This is a genomic window from Streptomyces sp. NPDC048415, assembly GCF_040651675.1.
Taxonomy (GTDB): Bacteria; Actinomycetota; Actinomycetes; order Streptomycetales; family Streptomycetaceae; genus Streptomyces.
The window spans coordinates 1-24265 of sequence record NZ_JBEZKJ010000065.1; the positions used below are offsets into that span (position 1 = coordinate 1).

A 24265-nucleotide genomic window follows, 5' to 3' on the forward strand; every position below is an offset into this window, starting at 1 on the left:
GCGGTCGCCGGCCGGGGCTCACCCGTGCGAAGTGTTACGCCGCCTTCGCCTTCGTGGCGTACATGTCCACGTACTCCTGACCCGACAGGCGCATGACCTCGGTCATCACGGAGTCGGTCACGGCCCGCAGGACGTAGCGGTCGCGGTCCATGCCCTCGTACCGGGAGAACTCCATGGCCGCGCCGAAGCGGACCGTGACCCGGCCGGGGCGCGGGAAGCCGGCGCCGCCGGGCTGGATCTTGTCCGTGCCGATGATGGCGAACGGGACGACGGGCGCGCCGGTCATCAGGGTCAGCCGGGCGATGCCGGTACGGCCCCGGTAGAGACGGCCGTCGGGGGAGCGGGTGCCCTCCGGATAGATGCTGAAGACCTTGCCCTCCTCCAGCACCCGGCGCCCGGTCATCAGCGCCGCCACACCGCCGCGACCACCGTCCCGGTCGACCGGGATCATGCCGACGCCGGTGAAGAACCAGGCCATCACCCGGCCCTTGAGGCCCTTGCCGGTGACGTACTCGTCCTTGCCGATGAAGAAGACCTGACGGTCGCAGAAGAGCGGCATGATCATCGAGTCGATGAACGTGAGGTGGTTGCCGGCCAGGATGACCGGACCGTCGCCCGGGATGTGCTCCACGCCCTCCACCCGTGGGCGGAACATCAGGCGCATGATCGGTCCGAGCACTGCCTTGATGAGCGCGAAGCGGGACAACGGGCCCTCCGGTGTCAAGGGATTCGGTATGAGTCTGTGCAGGTGAGGACGATACTCGCGGCCCCGGGGGTATTGCACATCGGGCACGTCGGGTTCACCGAGGTCTTACTCATTGTTGACGCACGTTTACCTGCGGTGTCGCGCCGTGGGTCGCGCGTAACGTGACCGCCACGATGTGACGGAGATCGCCCTTGGAGCCCGCCGGACGCGTACCCGATACGGTCCGCGCCAAGCCGACGCATCGTCAGATCGTTGTCCTCGGACGACATCCAGCGTCACCCTCGTGTTCCCGCCGGCGTCTCCCCTCCGTCATGCGCGCGCCCCTACGATCGGCCCGCACTGGCGACGACAGGACGACGGAGGCGCTCATGGGAACGCAGGACTCGGACGAGCGGGCACGCGGGACCGGACGGCGGGCACTGCTCGGCGCGGCGGTGCTCGGGGCGGGCGCGGTGCTCGGGGCGGCGGGCACGGCGAGAGCCGCCGACGCGCGGCACGCGGGCGGCGGGCTGAAGAGCCTGCCCGTGCCTACGGTCATCGGACACCGCGGGGCCAGCGGCTATCGGCCGGAGCACACCTTCGGCTCCTACCAGCTGGCCCTCGACCTGGGCGCGGACATCATCGAGGCCGGTGACCTGGTGCCCACCAAAGACGGCCACCTCGTATGCCGTCACGAGCCCGAAATCGGCGGGACGACGGACGTCTCGGCACACCCCGAGTTCGCCGACCGCAAGACCACCAAGACGCTCGACGGGGTCGCCACGACAGGCTGGTTCACCGAGGACTTCACGCTCGCCGAGCTGAAGACCCTGCGGGCGATAGAGCGCATCCCCGCCAACCGCCCGCACAACACCCTCTACGACGGCCGCTGGGAGATTCCCACCTTCGAAGAGGTGCTCCAGTGGCAGGACGAGCAGACCCGGCGGCGCGGCAAGCAGGTCTGGATCTACCCCGAGACCAAGCACCCCACCTACTTCCGGGCCCTCGGCCTCGGCCTCGAGGAGCGGGTCGCCACGCTGCTGCGCAAGTACGGCAAGGACAAGAAGAACTCGCCGGTCATCCTGCAGTCCTTCGAGCCGAGCAGCATCCAGCGGCTGAACAAGCTCCTCGGCAACCCGCTCGTCGTGCTGCTCTCCAGCGCGAACACCCGGCCCTGGGACTTCGTCACGGCGGGCGACCCGCGCACGGTCGCCGACCTCGTCACGCCCAAGGGCCTGGAGTGGATCGCCTCGTACGCCCAAGGCATCGGCCCCACCCTCGACCTGGTCATACCGAAGGACGCGAGCGGCAACCTCACCACGCCGACCACGCTCGTCGCCGACGCGCACGACGCGGGCCTGATCCTGCACCCGTACACCATGCGCAACGAGAACCCCTTCCTGCCCGCGAACTTCCGCAAGGGCACCGACCCGACCGCCTACGGTGACGCCTTCGGCGCGTTCAAGACGTACTTCGAGACAGGTATCGACGGCGTCTTCTCCGACAACGCGGACACCGCGCTGATGGCCCGCGCGGCCTTCGTCAACGGATGACCCCGCCACCCCGGATGGGGTGACAACCGGCCGCCCCGGCAACCTCCTGCCGGGGCGGCCGCGTCGTGCCGCATATGACCCACGAGATGGTTTCCACGCTGCGCCCGCTGCTCGCCGCCGAGGCCTCCGCCGAGGCATATGCGTCCGGCGCCGAGCAGAGCGACCTTGAACAGGCCGTCTGGCTGCGCCTGCTGGAGCGCCTCGACTCGGACAGGCCGCCCGTCGATCCGCAGGGGTGGTTGCGCCGCGCCGTGCGCTCCGAGGCCCGGCGTAGCCGTCGTACGGCCCGCGCCGAACAGCCGTACGCCTCCGATCCCGCCGATGACAGCGGGCCGGGACCCGAGCAGCAGGCCATGACCGCCGACCGCCATCGCGCCCTGCACGCCGCGGTGCGCCGCCTGCCCGGCCGCTGCCCGAGTCTCATGGCGGCGCTGCTCTCCCCGAAGGACCTCACCTACCGGGAGATCGCAGGGGAGTTGGGTATCTCACAGGGCAGTCTTGGTCCGGAACGTTCCAGATGCCTGGGATGTCTGCGTCGATTGCTCGCGGTGGAGGTTGCGACTCGCTGACGGCGGGGATAGGAGTGAGGGACGACTGGTGGAACAGGTGAGCGGGAGGCATGCACACATGGGCATGAGCGTGACCATCTCGGCGGCGACCGAGCAGGACGCCGAACAGATCCTCAAGCTGCAGTACCTCTGCTACCAGAGCGAGGCCGAGCTGTACGGCGACTACGGCATCGAGCCGCTCACGCAGCCGCTCGACTCCCTCAGGGCGGAACTGGCCGAGGGCACGGTGCTGGTGGCCCGGCTCGGAGCGGAGGTGGTGGCCTCGGTGCGCGGCGCCGTGGACGCGGAGGGCACGGCCCGCATCAACAAGCTCATCGTCCACCCGCGCATGCAGCACCACGGCCTCGGCGGACGCCTGCTCGCCGCGATCGAGGCGCGGCTCGGCGCCGACGGCACGGCCAAGTCCTTCCAGCTCTTCACCGGCCACCGCAGCGAGCGCAATCTGCGCCTATACCGCAAGCACGGCTACGCGCCGGTCTCCCAGGAGCGCGTCGACGACCGGCTCACGCTGGTGACCCTGGCCAAGGGCGCCGACGCGAGCGCGTACGCCGCCAGCGCCTGACCTACGCCGACTGCTCGGCCGTACGCGCCTTGCGCAGCCAGTACATCGCCGACAGCGGCAGCAGCACCGGGATGAACAGATAGCCCATGCCGTAGTCCGACCACACCGTCGCGTCGGGGAAGGCGGACGGCTCCACCAGCGTCCAGGTCCCGACGGTCAGCACGCCCGCGAGCTCGGCGGCGCAGCACACCAGCGCCGCCTTGCGTGCCGTCTCCCCGCCGCGTACGAGCGAGTACGTGATGAACCCGTAGACGACGCCGGCGACCGCGGACAGCGAGTAGGCGAGCGGGGCCTTGTCGAACTCCGTCGAGATCTGCACGGCGGAGCGCGAGACCGCGCCGACGACCATCACGCCGTACAGCCACAGCAGCAGGATGCCCGGGCCGTTGATGAGCCGCGTCCGCTTCTTCTTCTTCTTCTTCTCGACCACGGTGACCTCGGCCTTCGTCACGTCAGCCTCCCCAGATGTCATACAGGCGCACTTCGAGCACGGCGAGGACCACACCGCCGGCCGCCACCGTGACCGAGCCCCAGCGGGTGCGCTCCGCCAGCGACATGAAGCCCGCCGCCGGAATGCACGCGAAGGCGCCGAGCAGATAGGCCACGAAGATCGTCGTGCCCTGGTCCGGCTTCTCGCCGCGCGCCAGCTGGACAATGCCGATCACGAGCTGGATCACGGCGAGCAGCGACACCACGGCCATGCCGATGAAGTGCCAGTCCTTCGTGGGCTGATCACGGTAGGCGGCCCAGCCGCACCAGGCGGCGAGCGCGAGCGCGGCGACGGCCGTCGCGACCGTCAGGGCATCAAGCATGCCGTGACCCTATTACGGGCCAAAAGACCCGATGCGCTCGACCCCGGGGTGCCCCGTAGGGTCGAGGGCATGAAGATCCACGCTGAAGCCCTCCTGTTCGACAACGACGGAACGCTCGTCTCATCCCTCGAGTCGGTGAACCGGTGCTGGACGCGCTGGGCACAGGAGTACGGCATCACCGCCGAGGACTTCGCCCGGATCGAACTGCACGGCCGTCCCGCCATCGAGATAGCCGCCGACCTGCTGCCCGCCGACATCGTCCCCGAGGCCCTCGCGCGCATCGAGCAGCTGGAGGTCGAGGACGTGCCCGGCGGGGTCGTGGCGCTGCCCGGCACCCTCGCGCTCCTCGACTCGCTGCCCGCCGAGCGCTGGGCCGTGGTCACCTCCGCCACTCGCCGGCTGGCCGAGGCCCGGCTCGACGAGGTCGGCATCCGCCCCAAGACGCTGATCGCCGCCGACGACATCACCCGCGGCAAGCCCGACCCCGAGCCCTACCTCCTCGCCGCCCGCGAACTGGGCGTCGACCCGGCCCGCTGTGTCGTCTTCGAGGACGCCCCCGCCGGTCTCCAGGCCGGCCGCGCCGCCGGCATGACCACCGTGGCGTTGGCCACAACCCACCAGCCCCACGAGCTGCACGCCGACCTGGTGGTCGAGGACCTCTCCGCCCTGTCCGTACTGGTCACGGCCCAGGGAGTGGAGATCTCCGGCTGAGGCCGCACAGTGTCCACCGCTGTCCGCTATTCGGACAGCGGTGGCGGGCCCCAGCTGTGGGTCTGCTTTACTTGATCCCATGACCACGACGAGCAGCCGCACCTTTGCGACCGAGGCGACCATGACGCCCGGTGCTCGTTGTATGTGTCGAATGTGCGCCTTCTAGAGGGCCCTCGCACCATCGCCTGATCTCGCGCCCCGAAGCGAGATCGCCGCGCCCTGTGTCCGTACCGCGTACGTGACCGGGCAGCCCCGCGCACAAGTTCTCCCTCCGGATCCCCGGATCCACCCGGTTTCATCGCCACCGCGAGAACCGTGCCGCGTTCAAGACCGAATGCACCCGTGCCCGGCGCACACCCACGCCCTGCACTCGACAGTGACGGAACCCCAGTGATCACGACAACGGGCCTCACCAAGGTCTACCGCTCGCGCGGCCGTGAAGTGACCGCCCTCGACGGCGTCGATCTGCACGTCCGCGAAGGAGAGGTGTACGGCGTCATCGGCCAGTCCGGCGCCGGCAAGTCCTCGCTCATCCGCTGCGTCAACCTCCTGGAGCGCCCCACCTCCGGCACGGTCAGCGTCGCCGGACAGGACCTCACCGCCCTCGCGGGGCGCGGCCCGCGCGCGGGCAGGGAACTCCGCAGGGCGCGCAGCCACATCGGGATGGTCTTCCAGCACTTCAACCTGCTGTCCTCGCGCACCGTCCAGGACAACGTCGAGCTGCCGCTCGAAATCCTCGGCAAGGCGGGGAAGGAACGCTCCGCCAAGGCGCTCGAACTGCTCGACCTGGTCGGCCTCTCCGACAAGGCCAAGGCCTTTCCGGCGCAGCTCTCCGGCGGTCAGAAGCAGCGCGTCGGCATCGCCCGCGCCCTGGCCGGCGACCCGAAGGTGCTGCTCTCCGACGAGGCGACCAGCGCCCTCGACCCGGAGACCACCCGCTCCATCCTCCAGTTGCTGCGCGACCTGAACCGGCAGCTGGGCCTGACCGTGCTGCTCATCACCCACGAGATGGACGTCGTCAAGACCATCTGCGACTCGGCCGCCCTCATGGAGAACGGCCGCATCATCGAGTCCGGCACGGTCAGCGAGCTGCTCGCGACGCCCGGCTCCGAGCTGGCCGAGTCGCTCTTCCCGGTCAGTGGCGAGGCCTCCGGCGACGACCGCACCGTCATCGACGTCACCTTCCACGGCGAGGCCGCGACCCAGCCCGTCATCTCCCAGCTCTCGCGCACGTACAACATCGACATCTCGATCCTCGGCGCGGCGATGGACACCGTCGCGGGCAAGCAGGTCGGCCGGATGCGCATCGAACTGCCCGGCCGTTACGAGGAGAACGTCGTGCCGATCGGGTTCCTCCGTGAGCTGGGCCTGCAGATCGACGTCCTTGGCGAGGAGCCCGTACTGGTGAAGGATGGTGCCAAGTGACCTGGTCCGAGATGCAGCCGCTGCTGTCCCAGGCGTGCTGGGACACGCTCTACATGGTCGGCTGGTCCACCCTCATCGCGATCGTGGGCGGTCTGCCGCTCGGCATCCTGCTCGTCCTCACCGACCGCGGCGGACTGCTCCAGAACGTCGTCGCGAACAAGGTCATCGGGCAGGTCGTGAACATCGCCCGCTCGATGCCGTTCATCATCCTGATGGTCGCGCTGATGAACTTCACCCGCACGATCACGGGGACGACGATCGGCCGCGAGGCCGCCATCGTGCCGCTGGCCATCGGCGCGATTCCCTTCTTCGCGCGTCTGGTTGAGACGGCTGTCCGTGAAGTGGACGGCGGGCTCGTCGAGGCCGTGCAGTCCATGGGCGGCAACACCTGGACCGTCGTGCGCAAGGTCCTCGTACCTGAGTCGCTGCCTTCGCTGATCTCCTCCGCGACCACCACGATCGTCGCCCTCATCGGCTACTCCGCGATGGCCGGCACCGTCGGCGCCGGCGGCCTCGGCGACATCGCCATCCGCTACGGCTACCAGCGCTTCGAGACCGGACTGATGTGGATCACCGTGGCGATCCTCGCCGTGGTCATCTCGCTCATCCAGTTCGCGGGCGACTACGCCGCCCGTGGTCTGCACCGACGCGGCGGGCAGTCCGGTGCCGCGCCGAAGCTGAGGCTGCTGAAGGCCAGGGAGCCCGCGACCGCGGACGTCGGCAAGGTCGCCTGAGGTCGTCCGAGTTCCCCGCTCACCCACCCGCAGATTTCCCCGTACCACCCCACACGGGGACAGCTACACCCAAATGGAAAGGCACTTTTCGTGCGTAACGCCACCAAAATCACCACCGCCGTCTTCGCCGCCGGAGCCCTTACGCTCGGTCTCTCCGCCTGCGGTTCGGACAAGGGCTCCGCCTCCTCCGACACCAGCGGTCCGCTGATCGTCGCCGCGAGCCCCACCCCGCACGCCGAGATCTTGAACTACGTCAAGAAGAACCTGGCGAAGAAGGCGGGACTCGACCTGGAGGTCAAGGAGTTCCAGGACTACATCGTGCCGAACACGGCGACCGAGGACGGCTCGGTGGACGCCAACTACTTCCAGAACCAGCCGTACCTCGACGACTTCAACAAGAAGCGCGGCACCCACATCGTGCCCGTCGTCACGGTGCACCTGGAGCCGCTCGGCCTCTACTCCCACAAGGTCAAGAGCGCCGACGCGCTGAAGAGCGGTGCGACCATCGCCGTCCCGAACGACGCCGTCAACGAGGCGCGCGCCCTGAAGCTGCTCGCCGCCAACGGGCTCATCACGCTCAAGGACGGCGCCGGCACTGAAGCGACCCCGCAGGACATCTCCAAGAACCCGAAGAACCTCAAGTTCAAGGAGGTCGAGGCGGCCCAGACCCCGCGCTCCCTGGACGACGTGGACGCCGCGGTCGTCAACGGCAACTACGCCATCTCCGCCGGACTCAAGCCCGCCAAGGACGCCCTCGTCCTGGAGTCGGCGAAGAACAACCCGTACGGCAACTTCCTCGCCGTCAAGAAGGGCAACGAGGACGACCCGCGTGTGAAGAAGCTCGCCAAGCTCCTCACCTCGCCCGAGGTCAAGAAGTTCATCGAGGACAAGTACGCCGGCTCCGTCATCCCGTCCTTCTAAGCCGTTCCAGGGGGCGAACGCGCTGCGCAAGCACGGCATATCGGCGGCGGCCGCCGCACTGGCCCTCGGCCTCGGCGTGAAAGCCCGTGGCTCGGGTTCGGACTCCGGAAGCGGTGGTGGTGAAAGCGACGCCCTGGTCGTCGGCGCCACCGCCGTCCCGGCGGGCGAGGTCCTGTCGTAGGTGGAGGACACCTCACTGGTCGCGAGCCCCTGAAGGCACGAACCGGGCACCCGGTTGTAGTCGGCGATGACAATTCTGGTGTCGCCGTAGCCTCCTGCCGACGTTCATGTCGTGGGGCCCCGTCAGCGATCCCGTCCGAGGTGAAGAAGTTCATCGAGGACGAGTGCAAGGGCTCGTCCCGCCGGTCACCTCCGGCTGAGGCGCCGCTCTCGTCACCGCACGGGGTTCACTCCATTACCCGGAGTGGACCCCGTTGTGCGGTTCAGTGGTTTCATGCTGCATGCTGGGCAGTTCAGCGGGCCGACTGGTTTCCCGGGCCCGAAGTCCCCGACGGTTACGGAGCGGCGCATGACGAGCACCTTCCCCGACATCTCCATCAGCACGGAGCGGTTGGTCCTGCGTGCGCTCGACGAGGACGACGTGCCCGCGCTGGCCGAGATGATGAACGACGAGATGGTGGCGGCCTGGACGTCGGTGCCGCAGCCCTTCACCGAGGACGGCGCCTGCACCTGGATCACCGAGTACGCGCCCACGGAACGTACCGCGGGCCGTGGACTCGACCTCGCCGTCACCGAGTTCCTCACCCAGCGCCTGGTCGGCGTCATCCAACTGGGCAAGACGAACTGGCATGTGCGGTCCACCGAACTCTCGTACATCATCGCCCCCTGGGCACGCGGCGAGGGCTACGCCTCCGAGGCGGCGCTCGCCACCGCCCAATGGCTCTTCCGCGACCAGAAGTTCGAGCGCATCGAACTGCGCACGGCCGCCGACAACACCGCCTCGCAGCAGGTCGCCCAGAAGATCGGCTGCATCAGTGAGGGAGTGCTCCGCAACGCCTGCATAGCGCGCACCCGTACCGAGGACGGCCGCTGGGTCGACCTGCGCACCGACTTCATCGTGTGGAGCCTGCTGCCGGAGGACCTCGACGGTGTCGGCGAGCAGCTCGCCGACACCGGCGGTTTCACGTCGTTCTCCGACTGGAACTGAGTAGCTACGTCCGACAGGGACACCGAGAAGATCCGAAGTACGGGAGACCTCGAACCGGGCCCCGAGAGCCACTGGAGTCTGGGATTCCGGGAGCTCCGGACCGGAATCCGCGGGACCGCTCCCACGCCCGGAGCCCGTCGCGGCGCGGCCCCGGCCGCACCAGGTACCCTCACGGAGCCCGCTCTCGGGCTGCCCCCTGACTACCTGCGAAGACCTTCTGGAGACTGACGACGATGGCCGACCGGGTCACGGTGATCGGCTGGGACGGCTCGCCGCTGACCGCCGCGGCGCGCTCGGCGCTCGGTGCCGCCACGCTGGTGGCCGGCGCGGCACACCACCTCGCGCTCCCCGAGGTCCCCGCGACCGCCGAACGCATCCGCCTCGGCAGCGTCGCCCTCGCCGCTCGCCGGATCGCCGGCCACCGGGGCACCGCCGTCGTCCTCGCCGATGGGGACCCGGGCTTCTTCGGAGTCGTACGCACCCTGCGAAGCCCCGAGTTCGGCCTGGAGGTCGAAGTGGTGCCCGCCGTCTCCTCGGTGGCCGCCGCCTTCGCCCGCGCCGGAATGCCCTGGGACGACGCACACGTGGTCGTCGCACATCCCCGCACCCTGCGACGCGCGGTGAACGTATGCCGCGCCCACACCAAGGTCGCCGTTCTTACGTCCCCCGGTGCCGGACCCGCCGAACTCGGCCTGCTCCTCGAAGGGGTGCACCGCACCTTCGTCATCTGCGAGGAACTCGGCACCGCGCGCGAACAGGTCACGATCCTCACCTCCGACAAGGCCGCCGACCACACCTGGCGCGACCCCAACGTCGTCATCGTCATCGGAGGCTTCGTGGCCGCGGCCGAGGGCGGCGGCTGGATCGCCGGACGTGACCCGGGAGCCGGACCGCGCGGCTGGGCGCTGCCCGCCGGGGCGTACGGCGGCGCGCTCGGCGAAGGAGAAACGGATCTGCTGCGCGCCGCCCAACTCGCCCGTCTGGGACCGCGCGTCGGCGACCTCGTATGGGACATCGGCTCCGGCAGCGGCGCCTTCGCCACCGAGGCGGCACGCACCGGCGCCGCCGTCATCGCGGTCGACCGCAACCCCGGCTCCTGCGCCCGCACCGAGGAATCCGCCCGCCGCTTCGGCGTCCAGATGCAGATCGTGCACGGCAGCGCGCCGCACATTCTGGACAACCTCCCCGAACCCGACGTCGTCCGGGTCGGCGGCGGGGGAGTGGCGGTGGTCTCGGCCGTCGCCGACCGCCGTCCGCAGCGCATCGTCACGCACGCCGCGACCCGTGACGCGGCCGAACTCATCGGCCGCGACCTGACGGAGCACGGCTACCAAGTCGAGTGCGCGCTCATTCAGTCCGTCGAACTCGATACGAGGGCCTGGACGGAGAAGGAGCGGAGCGTCGCGTTCCTGCTCAGCGCACTGCTGCCCGACCGCGCCCCGTGATCCTGTTGTCGTACTGCGCGCGGTAGGCTGGCCGATCGTTGTACCGCTCCGGGTGATCGACCTTTCGTCGGTCAATGTCCGGAAAACGCGCCCGTTTTGAGGCGTGTGTGGTACGGCAGAACCTGAGGACGCGCAACGTGGCGCAGTCCACAGCGGGCGCTCGCGGATCAAGCTGTCGCGAGGGCGGGACGACCGGGACAATGCCAGTTAATGGCTTTGTCGTCTTTGTTGGCCGGTCGTTCGTGCCGCTGGGCACGCACGCTCGTTCTTCACTGTGGGGCGGTCGGTGCGCCGTTCCGGGCGAGCTGGACTTGGAAGCACTAACCGATGGGCGAGGGGTACGCATGACCGACACCGGCCAGGTCCCGGGCGAGGGACTGCCGGAGAACGCAGGCATGGTGGAGCAGCCGGGCGTCACCGCGCCGGGCGCGTACACCTTCCTCGACCCCTCCGAGAACCCCGCCGAGGACGACGACCTGCTCCTGATGCCGGGCGCGCCGGGAGCACAGGGCGCGTGGGGCAACGAGGTGCCGCCGCCGACTCCGATGCCGTTCGTCCATGAGCAGGGTCTCGTGCACGAGCAGGGTCTCGTTCATGAGCCCGGCCCGCACGAGATGGCCGGGCGCGACAGTGGTTCGGTCGACCTCGGCGGCGTCCGCGCGCCGAACCCGGCGCCCGCCGCGCAGCCCACGCCGCCGCGTCGTCCGCTGCACCTCGGGCCGCCCACGCCGGACGGCTCCTCGAGCCCGGTGCGCTCGCTGGCCGACCGCGGCCCGGCCGGTGCGCCGCCGAGCCCCGCTCCCGTAACTCCCGTACGGCATGCCGGACCGCCGACGGTCGGGCCCGAGTACCTCGACGTGGCGCAGTTCGGCGAGACTCCGCCGCAGGGTGCGGTGCCGTGGGGCGCTCCGCCGGTGACGCCCGAGGCAGCGGCTGCAGAAACGGTCGTCCCAGAGGCGGGAGAGCTGCCCGAGGCGGCGACGGACGCCGACTCCGTGACGGCCGCCGAGCCCGACTTCGTCGTTGACTCCGGGACGGTTCCCGAGGCAGCGCAGGGCACGGAGGACCAGCAGGCTACGCAGGCCCACCAGGCCTCGGACACCCACCAGACGTCGGACGCCGACCAGTTCGCGGACGCCGCTCAGATCCCGGGTCCGGCGCACGCCCCTCAGGCCCCGGAGACGGCCGAGGCATTCCAGGCCCCGGAGGCGGCGGAGGCCCAAGCGCCCCCAGCCCCGGTCCCGGCCCCGGAGGCATCCCTCGCCCCCCAGGCGCCGTTGGGCGAGCAGGCTCCCGACGCCGCGGCCGCGCTGGATGGCTCGCCCGCCCCTCATACCCCGGCCGCGACGCCCTTCCCGGCGACCCCGGACATCTCGCAGGCCGTACAGGCGCGGGACAGCGCGGCGCCCGCCGATGATCCCCACGCGCCCGCACTCGCCCAGCCTGTGTCGGACGAAGAGCACTTCACGCCCGCGCAGCACCTGACATCCGTACAGCACGCCTTGCCCGTACAGCACGCCGTGCCCGTACAGCACCCCGTGCCCGTACAGGACCCCGCTTTCGCGCAGGACCCCGCTTCCGCGCAGGACTCTCAGGCAGCGCACGCGGGCCCGTCGCAGGTCTCCGACCCGGCGGCGTACGGAGCCGACTCGGCCGGTGCCGAGACCCAGGGCCCGGGTCGGCCCGCGCAGTTCGCGGACCCCGGTGTCCATATTCCGGGACCCGCCGCTCAGTTCGCGGACGCGGTGTCCCCCGGGCAGTCCGCGCAGCCGCTCGTGGCCGCCGCAGCGCACGCTCCCGAGGCCGCGCACGCTGCCCACGCGGCGCTCGCCCCCGACACCTCGCACGGCCGGGCGGTCCCCGGCCTGGAAGCCTTCCCGGTCCAGGAGTTCGCGCAGGCCGCCACGTTCTCGGAGACCGGCACGGCCGAGCCGCTGCACGCTGTTCCGGTCGGCGTGGCCGCCCACGCGGAGGCGATCGCGGGCCAGTCGCACGGTGAGCAGCGCGTTCCTGGCGACGCGGCCGGAGCGTCCGGGCACCTGAGCGTCCCGCGCGAGCCCGACGCGGACCAGTCCCTCGGCCAGTTCGTACCTGTCGAGGGCACGGTGCCTACCACCCCGCACCTGGCGCCGACCCCACCGCACGCCATGACCGTGCCCCCGCTCCCCGTCGAGGAGCAGCCCCCGGCCGACGAGGCGGACGACGTGATCACGGTGGCACCCGCCCCCGCCGAGGAGGACGTGATCACGGTGGCACCCGCCCCCGCCGAGGAGCCCACCGAGCCGGTGGCGGCTCCCGTCGCCGAAGCGGAGCCTCTCGCTCCAGCGGTGGTGCCGGCTCCCCGCGCCGCCGAAGCCCCGGTCGAGACCGAGACCGAGACCCCACCCGTACCGGAGCCGCTCGACGCGGACCCGGAGCCCGTAGTCGCACAGCTAGCGGAGGACCTGGACACCCAGGTCGCCGAACAGGAAGAGAGCACGGCCGCAGTGGAAGACGTACGAGAGTCCACCGGCCCGGCGGCCCCTGGTTACGACGACGCCGAGCGGGAGGCCGTGCTGCGCGTGATGCGCGAGCGCCGCGACATCCGCAACGGCTTCCGCAGCGACCCCATCCCGCACGACGTGCTGCTCCGCGTTCTGGAGGCCGCGCACACCGCGCCGTCCGTCGGCCACTCCCAGCCCTGGGACTTCGTCGTCATCCGCTCGGCCGACACGCGCCGCTCGATGCACGAACTCGCCCAGCGCCAGCGCGAGGCCTACGCGAAGTCGCTGCCCAAGGGCCGCGCGAAGCAGTTCAAGGAACTGAAGATCGAGGCCATCCTCGACACTCCCGTGAACATCGTGGTCACGGCCGACCCGACCCGCGGTGGCCGCCACACCCTGGGCCGTCACACCCAGCCGCAGATGGCCCCGTACTCCTCCGCGCTCGCGGTCGAGAACCTCTGGCTCGCGGCCCGCGCCGAAGGCCTCGGCGTCGGCTGGGTCAGCTTCTTCGACGAGCGCGAGATGGTCCGCGCGCTGGGCCTTCCCGAACACCTCGAGGTCGTCGCCTACCTCTGCGTCGGCTATGTCGACGAGTTCCCTGACGAGCCCGAGCTGATGCAGGCCGGCTGGTCCAAGCGCCGCCCGCTGTCATGGGTCGTGCACGAGGAGACGTACGGCCGTCGCGCGCTGCCCGGTGAGGAGCCGCACGACCTGCTCGCGGAGACCGTTTCCAACATCCGCCCGCTGGACGCCAAGGCCCTGGGCGAGGCGTGGGAGCGCCAGAAGCGGATGACCAAGCCCGCGGGCGCGCTCGGCATGCTGGAGATCATCTCCGCGCAGCTGTCGGGCCTGTCCCGGATGTGCCCGCCGCCGATCCCGGAGCCCGCGGCCGTCGCGATCTTCGCGGGCGACCACGGTGTGCACGCCCAGGGCGTCACCCCCTGGCCGCAGGAGGTCACCGCTCAGATGGTGGCCAACTTCCTGGGCGGCGGCGCGGTCTGCAACGCGTTCGCCAACCAGGTGGGCGCCGAGGTCTGCGTCATCGACGTGGGCGTCGCCTCCGACCTCCCCGCCACGCCGGGCCTGCTGCCGCGCAAGGTCCGCGCCGGCACCGCCGACATGACGACGGGCCCCGCGATGACGCGCGAGGAGGTCATCGCGGCGATCGAGGTGGGCATCGAGACGGCCCGCGACCTGGTGGCAGCGGGCAACAAGGCCTTGCTCACCGGCGAGATGGGCATCGCGAACACCACGGCGTCCGCGGCCCTGATCTCGGTCTTCACGGACACCGACCCGTCCGAGGTGACGGGTCGTGGCACCGGCATCAACGACGAGACCCTGGCCCGCAAGACCGAGGTCGTACGCCGCGCCATCGAACTCCACCAGCCCGACCCGGCCGACCCCATCGGCGTCCTCGCGGCCATCGGCGGCCTCGAACACGCCGCCATGGTCGGCATCCTCCTCGGCGGCGCCTCCCTGCGTACGCCGGTGATCCTGGACGGCGTCAGCGCAGGCGCCGCGGCCCTCGTCGCCCGCGCCATCGCCCCCGAGGTCCTCGCGGCCTGCATCGCGGGCCACCGCAGCGCCGAGCCCGGCCACGTGGCCGCCCTGAACAAGCTCGGCCTGCGCCCCCTGGTCGACCTCGACCTCCGCCTGGGCGAGGGCACGGGCGCCCTGCTGGCCCTCCCGGTGGTCCAGAGCGCGGCGAGGGCGATGCACGAGGTGGCGACGTTCGATTCGGCAGGGGTAACCGAAAAGTAGGCGTCAGGGCTGTGGGCAGTCGTTCCGCTGGGGCGAAACGGGTGGGCGCAGCCCGCCCACCGGGCTGCACGACGGGGGTCCGGGGGCGAAGCCCCCGGTTTCGGGAAGGGGCGGGCTTGGGGAAAGAAACCCCACCCCACCCCGGCCGCACCAGACCCGTACCTTAATATCCGCACGTCAGGGGCACCTCCAAAGCCGCAGGGACCCCGTCACGCACCGCCCCGCACGAGGAGCCGCACCTCCATGGCCGAACATCCCGCCTACCCCGTAGGCCTCCGCCTCACCGGCCGCCGCGTAGTCGTCCTCGGCGGCGGTCAGGTGGCCCAACGCCGCCTCCCGGCGCTCATCGCGGCGGGCGCGGACATCCGACTCGTGTCTCCGAGGGCGACCCCGTCCGTCGAGGCGATGGCGGACGCGGGTGAGATCACGTGGACGAAGCGCTCGTACGAGGACGGCGACCTGGCGGACGCCTGGTACGCCCTGATCGCCACCAGCGACCACGAGGCGAACACGGCCGCCTCCGCCGAAGCTGAGCGTCACCGCGTCTGGTGTGTGCGCTCGGACGACGCCGACGCGGCGACGGCGTGGACCCCGGCGACGGGCCACAGCGCGGGCGTGACGGTCGCGGTCCTGACCACGGACGCCCGGGGCCGGGACCCCCGCCACACGGCCGCCATCCGCGACGCCGTGGTGGAGGGCCTCCGTGACGGCACCCTGGTCGCGCCCCACCACCGCACCCGTACCCCGGGCGTCGCCCTGGTCGGCGGCGGCCCCGGCGACCCCGACCTGATCACGGTGCGCGGTCGCCGCCTGCTCGCCGAGGCCGACGTGGTCATCGCGGACCGGCTCGGCCCGCGCGACCTGCTCGCCGAACTCCCGCCGCACGTCGAGGTGATCGACGCTGCGAAGATCCCGTACGGCCGTTTCATGGCTCAGGAGGCGATCAACAACGCGCTGATCGAGCACGCGAAGCAGGGCAAGTCGGTCGTCCGTCTCAAGGGCGGTGACCCGTTCGTCTTCGGCCGCGGGATGGAGGAGGTGCAGGCGCTCGCCGCGGCGGGCATCGCCTGCACGGTCGTCCCCGGCATCTCCAGCTCGATCTCCGTCCCGGGCGCGGCGGGCATCCCCGTCACCCATCGGGGTGTCGCCCATGAGTTCACCGTGGTCAGCGGTCATGTCGCCCCCGACGACGAGCGCTCCCTGGTCGACTGGCCGTCGCTGGCGAAGCTGCGCGGCACGCTCGTCGTCCTCATGGGCGTCGACAAGATCGGCAAGATCGCCGAAACCCTGGTCGCGCATGGCAAGGCGCCCGACACTCCGGTCGCCCTGGTCCAGGAGGGCACGACGGCCGCTCAGCGCCGCGTCGACGCGACCCTGGCCACGGTCGGGGAGACCGTCCGGGCCGAGGACGTGAAGCCCCCGGCGGTCATCGTCATCGGTGAGGTCGTGAACGTGGGCGCCGCAGGCCCCGTGAAGGCTCCCGAGTAACCACGGGTAACCAAACCCGTTCCCAGCCGTTGGCACCGCACCAAGGACAAGGCAGTATCACCCTGTGGCCGATCTCATCACCGTTGAGAACCCCGACGACCCGCGTCTGCGCGACTACACGGGCCTGACCGACGTGGAGCTGCGCCGCAAGCGCGAACCCGCCGAGGGCCTGTTCATCGCCGAGGGCGAGAAGGTCATCAGACGGGCCAAGGACGCCGGGTACGAAATGCGCTCGATGCTGTTGTCCGCCAAGTGGGTCGACGTCATGCGCGACGTCATCGACGAGCTGCCGGCCCCGGTGTACGCGGTCAGCCCGGAGCTCGCCGAGCAGGTCACCGGCTACCACGTGCACCGCGGCGCGCTCGCCTCCATGCAGCGCAAGCCGCTGCCGACGGCGGAGGAACTCCTGCGGTCCGCGCGCCGCGTGGTCGTCATGGAGTCGGTCAACGACCACACCAACATCGGCGCGATCTTCCGGTCCGCCGCCGCCCTCGGCATGGACGCGGTCCTGCTGTCCCCGGACTGCGCGGACCCGCTCTACCGACGGTCCGTGAAGGTCTCCATGGGCGCCGTCTTCTCGGTGCCGTACGCCCGTCTCGACTCCTGGCCCAAGGGCCTGGAGTCGGTCCGCGAGGCCGGCTTCAGCCTGCTCGCCCTCACCCCGGACGAGAAGGCGAAGTCCCTCGACGAGGCGGCCCCGCACCGCATGGACCGGGTCGCGCTGATGCTCGGCGCGGAGGGCGACGGCCTGTCGACCAAGGCCCTGATGGCGGCGGACGAGTGGGTCCGCATCCCGATGGCCCACGGCGTCGACTCCCTCAACGTGGGCGCGGCAGCCGCGGTCGCCTTCTACGCGGTGGCGACGGGCCGCCCGCAGCCCTGACTGCGCTGCCGGGCGGTGGCCGCGGTCGTGACTGTGCTGACGGGCGGTCGCCCGCGGCCGTGACGTGACTGTGCTGACGGGCGGTCGCCCGCGGCCGTGACGTGACTGTGCTGACGGGCGGTCGCCTGCGGCCGTGACTGTGCTGACGGGCGGTCGCCTGCGGCCGTGACTGTGCTGACGGGCAGTCGCCCGCGGCCATGACTGCCCTGACGGGCACTCGCCCGGGCCCTAGCCGTCCTTCTGGAACTCGCTCCGGTACCGCTCAGCCATCAAATGCCCGGCGGGCAGCGGTTGGTACGACGCCTGCTCCTGTCGTACGTCCTTCCGCACGCCTCCGTCGTCCAGCCCGCGCGCCGGTCCCTGGCACCCCTGCGCCGCCGCGATGCCGAGGGCGACGAGCAGTGTCACCACGACGAACACGAAGAGTCGCTGGCGCAGCAGCCGTGGGTTGGCGGGCCGCCGCCCCGTGCCCGTGGTCCGGGGCGCCGGACGCCTGGCACCGCTGCGGGGAGCGGGCCTGCTCCCGGAGCGGCCGGTGTTCCGCGGGGGCGCGGGGCGCGAACCGGACCGGGTTGCGCCGTTGGTCCCGCCCGTGCGCGGCGGGGGAGTGCCCTGCGGACGCCGCTGGGTGCGCTGCTCGGCGTACTGCTCGGCAAGGCGTCCCGTCGGCCGGTCTGGATCCGTGCGCGGCACAGGCGGCCGTACGTCTGGCATGCCCTGTGCCTCGCGGGCCGCGATCTCCTTGAGCCGCAGGGACAGTTGGAGCGTGCTGGGCCGCTCCTCGGGATCCTTGGCCAGACACGCCCGTACGAGCGGCGCCAGCGCGTCCGGGACGCCGTGCAGTTGGGGCTCCTCGTGCACCACGCGGTACAGCATCACTTCGGAACTGCCTTGCCCGAAGGGCGAATCCTGGGTCGCGGCGTAGGCGAGAGTGGCGCCGAGCGCGAACACGTCGGTGGCCGGGGTGACGGCGGCGCCGCGCACCTGCTCGGGCGCGAGGAAGCCGGGAGACCCGACGGCGGTGCCGACGTGCGTGAGCGTGGAGGCGCCCGTCGCCCAGGCGATGCCGAAGTCGATGATCCGCGGCCCCTTCGGGGACAGCAGGATGTTGGACGGCTTGAGATCCCGGTGGACGACACCGGCCTCGTGCACAGCGACGAGCCCCTCGGAGAGGGCAGCACCGACGGCGGCGACATCGGCGGCCGACAGCGGTCCCTCCTCGGCGACCTTGTCGTGCAGGGAAGGGCCGGGCACGTACTGGGTGGCGAACCACGGGCGCTCCGCCTCGAGATCGGCGGCGACGAGCCGGGCCGTGCAGCCGCCCCGGATGCGCCGGGCCGCCGAGACCTCGCGCGCGAACCGCAACCGGAATTCCTGATCCTCCGCCAGATCAGGTCGGATCACCTTCAGCGCGACCCGCTGGCCACGCCGGTCGGAGCCCAGGTAGACAACGCCCATCCCGCCCGCGCCGAGCCGTCTGTGAAGCCTGAACGAGCCGACGACACGCGGGTCCTCGCGCCTCAGGCGCATCATCGCCATGTCCATCCCCGCTGCCCGGTCCGTTTGACGAGCCATAGCTTACGTTTCCGTGGCCGGGTGCGCGCAGAGGCCGCGCCCTCTCGGCCCGATCGATTGTCAGTGCCGGGTGGGAAACTTGAAAGGTGGTCAGGGAGCGTGTGAACAGGACGGCTTTGAGCTGCCTGTGATCCCAACCATCCGTCGCAGAAGGGGGATTGAGCCCGTGAAGGGTGACCGTGTGGAAATAGTCGTGGACGCCGGTGACACGACGCGTACGTACGAGGTGGTGGCAAGCAGGGCAGGCCGCCGGGTGGAGACGGCGGTACGCCGAGGTGTGGTGGAAGTGAGCGAAGTCACCCGAAACGGATCGGTGGTGCGTACCGCCCGCTTCATGGCGACACGGGTGCTGGCGCTGGTCGAGCAGCCGGTGCCCAGGGAGGACAGCTCGGAACAGGCGGGGCACTCCGGGCGCCCCCTCCGGGAAGACCCTGAGACCTAGGTCCTCATCTCCACCCAGGGGAGTACACCGCAGGTCATCGCTCATCCTCCGGGAGGCCCGGCAATCGGTACGAGGGCATGACGACCCACCGGCGCGGCGCGCCTAGATTTGAGGTCAAGCGGCGGGTGTAGCACTCGTCCCCCGAGGTCAGACACCCGCCGCTGCAAAACACAACAGAAGCTCGGTCAGGAGAGGGACCATGGCCCACACGGCACCGCGGACAGTGCTCCGCACGCAGGGACGCAAGGCGTACACCGCCGCGTTCGGCACCCGCCGCACGGGTCGACGCCACCCGTTGGTGGCGACAGCGATGGTCCTTCCCCTGGCGGCCCTGCTCGTAGTCGTCTTCGGCGGCTGGGAGTCAGTGGTCACACAAGCGTCGTCCGTGGGCGTGATGCTGGGGCGCTGAGCGGCGCCCCAGGCCCGGAAGAGCGGTCCGGGCGGGGACATCCGGCCATGAAACCCCGTGGGGACGGGGGTGCGGCGGACGGCACAAAATGCCCGCGCAGCTGGGGAGCTGCGCGGGCATTTTCTTTTTCGGAGGCTACGGGGGCGGTGACGAGCCGCCCCAGCGGCGGGGCAGAGGCGCCGCGAGGGGCGGTGACCCACTTCGCGACTGCGGACAGTCGTGGCGCGAGGGTGGCGACCCCCTTCGTAGCTGCGGGTGGCCGTGCGCCAGGGATGCCTTCGTAGCTGCGGGCAATCGTGCCGCTGGAGCGGCACCCGCCCCAAGGAGAGCGGCACCCCGCCGACGCAGGCAAGCGCACCCGCCCCGAGCCCAGCACCCATGCCGGGGTCCCCGCACCCGCGCCGGTGCCTCTAACCCGCACCGGGTGGCGTTCACCCCGCACCGGGTGGCGTTCACCCCTCGCCGGGTGGTCTCACCCCGCGCCGGGTCCCGGCACCTCCGCCGCCCACCCCGGCACCTCCGCCGCCCACCCCGGCACCTCCCCCGTGAACCCCGGCGCCGGCTCCCGGCACGCACGCCGGACACCCTCACCCCCGCGGCACGTCCCTGCGTACCCTCGCTCCCAAACGTCGTACACACCCAAGGGGACCCGTGACCGCAGACGCCCTGCTGCCCGCACTCACCGCCAAGGTGCGCCGAGCGGTCCATCCCGCGGCGGCGGACCCCTGCCCCTGCGGGGCCGAGGACATGGTGCTCGCGGACCGAGGCGACGGCACCGTCGTCCGTCACGGCGAGACGGTCGCCAAGGCGCACGCCCCCGGTACGGACCCCACCGAGCTGTCCCTCCGCCTCGCCGTCGCCGCCGAACTCCCCGGCACCCTCCTGCTCCCACTGACCCCCACACCCGTGGACGTCCATGGCCGCCTGGTGACCTTCTGGCCGTACGGCAGCCCCGTCGACCCGGAGCACCCCGAGGCCGCCCCCTGGGAAGCGGCCGCGGCCCTGCTGGCCCGTCTGCACCAAGCCCCCGCGCCGCGCGGCCTCCCGCCGATGCGCGGCCCCGCCAAGGCCGCCCGCGCGATCGCCCGCCTGCACGCGGCCGGCCCGTACCCGGCCGCCGCCCCGGTCCTGCGCGCCTGGGCCGGCCTGCCCCGCTGGGCCCGCGGCGAGGCGCCGATGCCGGACGCCACGACCCTGTGCCACGGAGACCTGCACCTCGGCCAGCTCGTACGCCACCCCGCCCCGTCCGGTCCCTGGCTCCTCATCGACGTCGACGACCTGGGTGTGGGCGTCCCCGCCTGGGATCTGGCCCGCCCGGCCGCCTGGTACGCCTGCGGCCTGCTGCCCACCGAGGAATGGCTCCGTTTCCTGACCGCCTACCGGCGCCACGGCGGCCCCGCCGTCCCCGCCGAGGGCGACCCCTGGCCCGCCCTGGAGGTCGCGGCCCGCGCTCTCACCGTGCAGGCCGCGGCCCTGGCCATCGCCAAGTCGGCCGCCGCCGGCCGCCCGTTGGACGAGGTGCAGCAGGCCGTGATCGACGCCTGTGACCGGATGGGTGCCGTACCGCCCGAGTTGGCGCGCGGTTTCGCGACGTAAGGTGCAACCGACCGAAGCCGGGCGGAGTCCCTCCTGGCGGAAGCAGTACCGACCGGCGAGGAGTTGAGCCGAGCATGCAGTGTCCGAAGTGCCATGCGCCGATGCACACGTACAACCGCAATGGTGTCCAGATCGAGCAGTGCAGCGGCTGCCGCGGGATATTTCTCGACTACGGCGAGCTGGAGGCGCTGACCCGCGTGGAGTCGCAGTGGTCGCAGCCCGCACCGCCGCCCCCGGCCGCACCGCAGGCCTACCCGTCCGCGCCGGCGCCCGCCTGGGGTGCCCCGCAGCACGGCGGACACGGCGGTCACTACGGCGGCCACGGCGGCCACCAGCGCCACAAGAGCTTCGGCCACATGCTCTTCTCGTCCTGAACGACCGAAGGGGCTCTCTTCCTTGGCGGAGGGGCCCCTTCGACGTACCCACGGACACGCAGCGGATACGACGAAGCCCCCGACCGTACGAGACGGCCGGGGGCTTCGGCTGGTGCGCGATACTGGGATTGAACCAGTGACCTCTTCCGTGTCAGGGAAGCGCTCTCCCGCTGAGCTAATCGCGCAGGTGAACTGCTGGTGGTGCGTGCTGCGTGCGCGATACTGGGATTGAACCAGTGACCTCTTCCGTGTCAGGGAAGCGCTCTCCCGCTGAGCTAATCGCGCGGGTACGGATCTTGCCGTAGCTGCTGGAAGATCCAGTGGACGATACTGGGATTGAACCAGTGACCTCTTCCGTGTCAGGGAAGCGCTCTCCCGCTGAGCTAATCGTCCTTGGAGGTGGAGACGGGATTTGAACCCGTGTAGACGGCTTTGCAGGCCGTTGCCTCGCCTCTCGGCCACTCCACCAGGAGTGTAGGGGTTCGGGAAGATCCCCCACTTCCTGCGAGCGGACGACCAGGTTCGAACTGGCGACCTCAACCTTGGCAAGGTTGCGCTCTACCAACTGAGCTACGTCCGCTTGTCGTTTCCGATGCGCTTGCGCGTCCCGGCGACGTGTTGAACTCTAGCGGATTCCGGGGCCAGTACAAAAACGCGTTTGTGCAGCGTGCTGCGGTCTGTCCGCCCAAGGGCCCGCCCAAGGGTCCGCCCAAGGACATGGTCAGGGCACCCGCAGGTCACGCGCCCTAGACTCGTCTGCGTGCTCGACCTCCCTCCTCTCGCCCGCTTCGGTGGCCTCGTCGCGACCGGTCTCCTCGATGTCACGAGCGACCCGGCGGCCCTGGACTCGACCGGTTTCTGGGCCGTCTCGGCCGACTTCGAGGGCCGTCTGACCTGCGCCCGCTTCCGGGACGTACGAGAGGAGCCGGTTCCCGCGCCGGTGGCCGGCAGGTGGCGGGGGCCGGTGGCCGGTGACTGGAAGTCATCCCTCGACCGCGCCGCGTACACCGCGGGCGTACGACGGATCCGCGAGCACATCGCGGCGGGCGAGGTCTACCAGGCGAACCTGTGCCGGGTGCTCTCCGCACCCATCGCACCCGACGCGGACGTGGACGCGCTGACCTCCCTGCTGGCACTCGGCAATCCGGCGCCGTATGCAGGAACGATTCGGCTGCCCGCGCACGGCGTGGAGACGGCCACCGCCTCCCCCGAGCTCTTCCTGCGCCGCGACGGCCGGATCATCGAGTCGGGCCCGATCAAGGGCACCGGGCGCACCGAGGCCGACCTCCTGGACAAGGACTACGCCGAGAACGTGATGATCGTGGATCTCGTCCGCAACGACCTCGGCCGGGTCTGCGCCACCGGCACCGTGAGCGTGCCCGACCTGTGCGTCGTCGAGAAGCATCCGGGCCTGGTCCACCTCGTCTCCACCGTCCGCGGGGAACTGCGCGACGACGCCGGCTGGCCCGAGCTCCTCGCCGCCGCCTTCCCGCCCGGCTCCGTCACCGGCGCGCCCAAGGCCAGCGCCCTGCGGATCATCGACGCCCTGGAGACAGCGCCACGCGGCCCGTACTGCGGAGGCATCGGCTGGGTCGACGCCGACCGCGGCACCGCCGAGCTCGCCGTCGGCATCCGTACCTTCTGGATCGACCGGCAGGACGGAGTCCTGCGGTTCGGTACGGGCGCGGGCATCACCTGGGGTTCGGACCCCGAAGGGGAGTGGCGGGAGACCGAGCTGAAGGCCTCCCGGCTGCTCGCGGTAGCGTCGGGGGAGTACGAGGCAAGTGGAGGGACGTTCACGTGAAGATCTGGCTCGACGGCGGGCTGCAGGACATCGAGACCGCCCGCGTCTCCGTCTTCGACCACGGGCTTACCGTGGGCGACGGCATCTTCGAGACCGTCAAGGCGGTCCACGGTCGGCCGTTCGCGCTGACCCGTCACCTCGACCGGCTGTCCCGCTCGGCGCGCGGCCTCGGCCTGCCCGAGCCCGACCTCGACGAGGTGCGCCGCGCCTGCGCCGCCGTCCTCGACGTCAACCCGATGCCGTTCGGCCGGCTGCGGATCACCTACACAGGTGGGCACGGCCCGCTCGGCTCCGACCGCGGCGAGCACGGTCCCACCCTCGTCGTCGCGCTCGGCGAGTCCACCCGTCGCCCCGACACCACAGCCGTCGTCACGGTCCCCTGGACCCGCAACGAGCGCGGCGCTCTGACGGGCCTGAAGACCACCTCGTACGCCGAGAACGTCGTCGCCCTGGCACGCGCCCGTGAACAGGACGCGTCCGAAGCCCTGTTCGCCAACACGGTCGGTCAGCTCTGCGAAGGAACGGGCTCCAACGTCTTCGTCGTCCTCGACGGCGAGATCCACACCCCGCCGGTCGCCTCCGGCTGCCTCGCCGGCATCACCCGCGCCCTCACCGTCGAGTGGACCGGCGCCAAGGAGACCGACCTGCCGCTGGACGTCCTCGAGCGTGCGGACGAGGTCTTCCTGACCTCCACGCTGCGGGACGTGCAGGCCGTGCACCGCGTCGACGCCCGCGAAGTCCCCGGGGCGCCCGGCCCGGTGACCGCCAAGGCGATGCGTATCTTCGACGAGCGGGCCGGGGACGATCTCGATCCCTGAACGACGGACCGCTGAACCAATTCAACGGACCGCTGAATTAATTCAGC

22 protein-coding genes and 5 tRNA genes are annotated in these 24265 nt (G+C 71.1%); 18 read left to right on the plus strand and 9 right to left on the minus strand.

Annotated features, from left to right (window positions below; all coding sequences use genetic code 11):
• Positions 1-34: 34 nt before the first annotated feature.
• Complete coding sequence (locus tag AB0D27_RS31780; RefSeq protein ID WP_362515745.1) at positions 35-706, minus strand: lysophospholipid acyltransferase family protein; 672 nt, start codon at positions 704-706, stop codon at positions 35-37.
• A 368-nt stretch (positions 707-1074) separates the two neighbouring features.
• Between AB0D27_RS31780 and AB0D27_RS31785 the strand changes: the two genes are divergently transcribed.
• The 3 genes from AB0D27_RS31785 to AB0D27_RS31795 all read left to right on the plus strand — a co-directional run bounded on the left by AB0D27_RS31785 (position 1075) and on the right by AB0D27_RS31795 (position 3369).
• Positions 1075-2238, plus strand: coding sequence for a glycerophosphodiester phosphodiesterase (locus tag AB0D27_RS31785; RefSeq protein ID WP_362515677.1), 1164 nt, complete (start codon positions 1075-1077; stop codon positions 2236-2238).
• A gap of 74 nt (positions 2239-2312) precedes the next feature.
• A complete protein-coding gene (locus AB0D27_RS31790) occupies positions 2313-2807 on the plus strand; it encodes a sigma-70 family RNA polymerase sigma factor (protein WP_362515679.1) in 495 nt (164 codons plus the stop codon).
• A gap of 58 nt (positions 2808-2865) precedes the next feature.
• A complete protein-coding gene (locus AB0D27_RS31795; protein ID WP_362515681.1) occupies positions 2866-3369 on the plus strand; it encodes a GNAT family N-acetyltransferase in 504 nt (167 codons plus the stop codon).
• A gap of 1 nt (position 3370) precedes the next feature.
• Here the strand turns inward: AB0D27_RS31795 and AB0D27_RS31800 are convergent, their stop codons facing one another.
• Both AB0D27_RS31800 and AB0D27_RS31805 read right to left on the minus strand, forming a co-directional pair.
• Positions 3371-3841, minus strand: coding sequence for a hypothetical protein (locus AB0D27_RS31800; protein WP_362515683.1), 471 nt, complete (start codon positions 3839-3841; stop codon positions 3371-3373).
• A complete protein-coding gene (locus tag AB0D27_RS31805) occupies positions 3822-4181 on the minus strand; it encodes a hypothetical protein (RefSeq protein ID WP_362515685.1) in 360 nt (119 codons plus the stop codon). The genes AB0D27_RS31800 and AB0D27_RS31805 overlap by 20 nt, the downstream gene beginning before the upstream one ends.
• A 69-nt stretch (positions 4182-4250) precedes the next feature.
• Here AB0D27_RS31805 and AB0D27_RS31810 point away from each other — a divergent pair, with 69 nt between their 5' ends.
• The 9 genes from AB0D27_RS31810 (at position 4251) to AB0D27_RS31850 (ending at position 17200) form a co-directional block, all read left to right on the plus strand.
• Positions 4251-4892, plus strand: coding sequence for an HAD family hydrolase (locus tag AB0D27_RS31810; protein ID WP_362515686.1), 642 nt, complete (start codon positions 4251-4253; stop codon positions 4890-4892).
• 390 nt (positions 4893-5282) lie between these two features.
• Positions 5283-6317: an ATP-binding cassette domain-containing protein gene (locus AB0D27_RS31815; RefSeq protein ID WP_362515688.1), complete on the plus strand. Its 1035-nt coding sequence runs from the start codon at positions 5283-5285 to the stop codon at positions 6315-6317.
• On the plus strand, positions 6314-7051 hold the full coding sequence (locus tag AB0D27_RS31820) for a methionine ABC transporter permease (RefSeq protein WP_362515690.1): 738 nt from the start codon (positions 6314-6316) through the stop codon (positions 7049-7051). The genes AB0D27_RS31815 and AB0D27_RS31820 overlap by 4 nt, the downstream gene beginning before the upstream one ends.
• Positions 7052-7141: 90 nt before the next feature.
• Complete coding sequence (locus AB0D27_RS31825) at positions 7142-7972, plus strand: MetQ/NlpA family ABC transporter substrate-binding protein (protein WP_362515692.1); 831 nt, start codon at positions 7142-7144, stop codon at positions 7970-7972.
• A 529-nt stretch (positions 7973-8501) separates the two neighbouring features.
• The gene (locus AB0D27_RS31830; RefSeq protein WP_362515694.1) at positions 8502-9140 is read left to right on the plus strand and encodes a GNAT family N-acetyltransferase; all 639 of its coding nucleotides are present in this window, start codon (positions 8502-8504) and stop codon (positions 9138-9140) included.
• 233 nt (positions 9141-9373) lie between these two features.
• Positions 9374-10585, plus strand: a complete 1212-nt coding sequence (gene cbiE / locus AB0D27_RS31835) for a precorrin-6y C5,15-methyltransferase (decarboxylating) subunit CbiE (protein WP_362515696.1) — start codon at positions 9374-9376, stop codon at positions 10583-10585.
• A gap of 344 nt (positions 10586-10929) precedes the next feature.
• Positions 10930-14829: a nicotinate-nucleotide--dimethylbenzimidazole phosphoribosyltransferase gene (gene cobT, locus AB0D27_RS31840; RefSeq protein WP_362515698.1), complete on the plus strand. Its 3900-nt coding sequence runs from the start codon at positions 10930-10932 to the stop codon at positions 14827-14829.
• 243 nt (positions 14830-15072) lie between these two features.
• Complete coding sequence (gene cobA / locus AB0D27_RS31845; RefSeq protein ID WP_362515700.1) at positions 15073-16317, plus strand: uroporphyrinogen-III C-methyltransferase; 1245 nt, start codon at positions 15073-15075, stop codon at positions 16315-16317.
• A gap of 64 nt (positions 16318-16381) precedes the next feature.
• Positions 16382-17200, plus strand: a complete 819-nt coding sequence (locus AB0D27_RS31850) for an RNA methyltransferase (protein ID WP_362515702.1) — start codon at positions 16382-16384, stop codon at positions 17198-17200.
• A 228-nt stretch (positions 17201-17428) separates the two neighbouring features.
• On the opposite strand, the gene AB0D27_RS31855 is transcribed toward AB0D27_RS31850, so the two are convergent.
• The gene (locus AB0D27_RS31855) at positions 17429-18745 is read right to left on the minus strand and encodes a protein kinase (RefSeq protein WP_362515746.1); all 1317 of its coding nucleotides are present in this window, start codon (positions 18743-18745) and stop codon (positions 17429-17431) included.
• Positions 18746-18941: 196 nt separating this feature from the next.
• On the opposite strand from AB0D27_RS31855, the gene AB0D27_RS31860 reads away from it, so the two are divergent.
• The 4 genes from AB0D27_RS31860 (at position 18942) to AB0D27_RS31875 (ending at position 21596) form a co-directional block, all read left to right on the plus strand.
• Complete coding sequence (locus tag AB0D27_RS31860) at positions 18942-19217, plus strand: hypothetical protein (protein WP_362515704.1); 276 nt, start codon at positions 18942-18944, stop codon at positions 19215-19217.
• Positions 19218-19416: 199 nt separating this feature from the next.
• Entirely contained in the window at positions 19417-19626 is a 210-nt protein-coding gene (locus AB0D27_RS31865) for a hypothetical protein (RefSeq protein WP_362515705.1), read from the plus strand.
• A 651-nt stretch (positions 19627-20277) separates the two neighbouring features.
• A complete protein-coding gene (locus AB0D27_RS31870; protein WP_362515707.1) occupies positions 20278-21222 on the plus strand; it encodes a phosphotransferase in 945 nt (314 codons plus the stop codon).
• Between the two features lie 74 nt (positions 21223-21296).
• A complete protein-coding gene (locus AB0D27_RS31875) occupies positions 21297-21596 on the plus strand; it encodes a zf-TFIIB domain-containing protein (protein WP_362515708.1) in 300 nt (99 codons plus the stop codon).
• 110 nt (positions 21597-21706) lie between these two features.
• On the opposite strand, the gene AB0D27_RS31880 is transcribed toward AB0D27_RS31875, so the two are convergent.
• The 5 genes from AB0D27_RS31880 to AB0D27_RS31900 form a co-directional block, all read right to left on the minus strand.
• Positions 21707-21781 (minus strand) — tRNA-Val (locus AB0D27_RS31880).
• Positions 21782-21809: 28 nt separating this feature from the next.
• Positions 21810-21881 (minus strand) — tRNA-Val (locus AB0D27_RS31885).
• A gap of 36 nt (positions 21882-21917) precedes the next feature.
• Positions 21918-21989 (minus strand) — tRNA-Val (locus AB0D27_RS31890).
• A gap of 1 nt (position 21990) precedes the next feature.
• Positions 21991-22064 (minus strand) — tRNA-Cys (locus tag AB0D27_RS31895).
• A gap of 39 nt (positions 22065-22103) precedes the next feature.
• Positions 22104-22176, minus strand: a tRNA-Gly gene (locus AB0D27_RS31900).
• 180 nt (positions 22177-22356) lie between these two features.
• On the opposite strand from AB0D27_RS31900, the gene AB0D27_RS31905 reads away from it, so the two are divergent.
• Together AB0D27_RS31905 and AB0D27_RS31910 are read left to right on the plus strand one after the other, a co-directional pair.
• Positions 22357-23400 carry a chorismate-binding protein gene (locus AB0D27_RS31905; RefSeq protein WP_362515710.1) on the plus strand — a complete coding sequence of 348 codons (1044 nt, stop codon included), beginning with the start codon at positions 22357-22359 and terminating at the stop codon, positions 23398-23400.
• On the plus strand, positions 23397-24218 hold the full coding sequence (locus AB0D27_RS31910; RefSeq protein WP_362515711.1) for an aminodeoxychorismate lyase: 822 nt from the start codon (positions 23397-23399) through the stop codon (positions 24216-24218). The genes AB0D27_RS31905 and AB0D27_RS31910 overlap by 4 nt, the downstream gene beginning before the upstream one ends.
• Positions 24219-24265 lie beyond the last annotated feature (47 nt).